The sequence below is a fragment of the Salinicola sp. genome, from assembly GCF_982684285.1.
The window spans coordinates 1-1,351 of sequence record NZ_CEXLVS010000464.1 but is presented as its reverse complement, the minus strand read 5'-3'; the positions used below and the strand labels follow the sequence as shown (position 1 = coordinate 1,351).

3 protein-coding genes are annotated in these 1,351 nt (G+C 39.7%); 1 reads left to right on the top strand and 2 read right to left on the bottom strand.

Annotation, left to right across the window (positions count from 1 at the left end; genetic code table 11):
- On the top strand, window positions 1–541 hold a 541-nt coding region (locus AC3AYF_RS21110; RefSeq protein ID WP_487780429.1), incomplete at its 5' end, for a hypothetical protein.
- A gap of 101 nt (window positions 542–642) precedes the next feature.
- On the opposite strand, the gene AC3AYF_RS21105 is transcribed toward AC3AYF_RS21110, so the two are convergent.
- On the bottom strand, window positions 643–969 hold the full coding sequence (locus AC3AYF_RS21105; protein ID WP_487780428.1) for a HesB/IscA family protein: 327 nt from the start codon (window positions 967–969) through the stop codon (window positions 643–645).
- Between the two features lie 161 nt (window positions 970–1,130).
- A partial coding sequence (locus tag AC3AYF_RS21100) for an Rrf2 family transcriptional regulator (RefSeq protein WP_487780427.1) occupies window positions 1,131–1,351 on the bottom strand: 221 nt, incomplete at its 5' end.

The window sequence follows — 1,351 nt, the reverse complement described above, 5'->3', positions numbered from 1 at the left end:
GGCTATCTTGTTCGGACGGTTTGTGGTCTATTTCACCCGTCCACAAGGTGTTCAATCCGCCGCCTTTGCTGAGATTTGCCCGGCAGTGACCTTAGAATGTGGTCGCCCCGGTCAACAATATGGTGTTGAGCATGCTTTGGAGTTTTTAAACAGCAGTTTGCACCTTGCTGAATTTCCTGTGCATCCGGTGCATCATCAAGATATTGATCTTTACCACACGGTCGCACTAGTCAAAATTAGAGAAGACATCAATTTTAGTTTTAGCCAACAGGATGCTGATTTATTGCTGGATCCTGATCTTGAAAAACTAAACTTCACTGATGTGAGTGCGAATACCACAATTGGTACAGTTAACAATCTAGAGGGTTTACCTTTGCTGGCCACCGATGAAAAGGGCCATGATGTCAGTGAGCGTTATTTCAGCGTTATTGACGGACGTTTAGTTATTCGCCGTGCGACAATGCCATCAATGTTGACCTTGGATGAACGCATTATTCAACAAGATTGTTTATGTTATTTAATGGAAAGACTCGCAAGATAAAAAAAGCCCACATTAACGTGGGCTTTTTAATTATTGATCAGCATTTATTTTATTGTCATCCATTGACCAATTGCCCTTCTATCCCTAATTAAAAATTATACTTATTTGGTGACGCTAAAACTTTCACCACAACCACATGATGAAACCACATTAGGGTTATTAAATTTAAAACTTTGATTTAAACCTTCTTTAACAAAATCAAGTTGCATCTCATCCAATATAGGCATGCTAGTTGCGTCTACCACCAGCTTCACCCCATCTTGCTCAATCACGGTATCAGTGTCAGACACTGTTTCAGCAAAGTCCAATGCATAGCTATAACCAGAGCAACCACTTTCAGTCACACCAATACGGAGTCCTATTGCAGACTCTTTTTTTGCCACCATTTCTTGGACTCGATTTACTGCTGATTTTGTTAGTGTAATCATTGTATTACCTATTATTTATATAGTGTGAGCGATCGCTATCTATATTCAATACGACCGCTCGAAGTTCAATTTGTTCGCTGATTAATTCAAATGAAAACAACATGGCTACCATCAACAAGCTGGCAGCAAGATAATTAAACGTTAAAGAAATCTATGTTGAATTAAAGCGCGTCGAACTGAATGACTTTTTCGCTATTTTTGCTACTTTCGTGTTGCTGAACAACCTGGGCTAAAGAAATTCCTGCTAAATAGTTACGAATTTGGTCACTCAAACTCTGCCACAATTCATGACTTAAGCATTGTTCTTCACCGTGGCAATTGGTCTTGCCCTTACATTGAGTACTATCCACTTTTTCGTCTACGGCGGCGATAACATCCATTA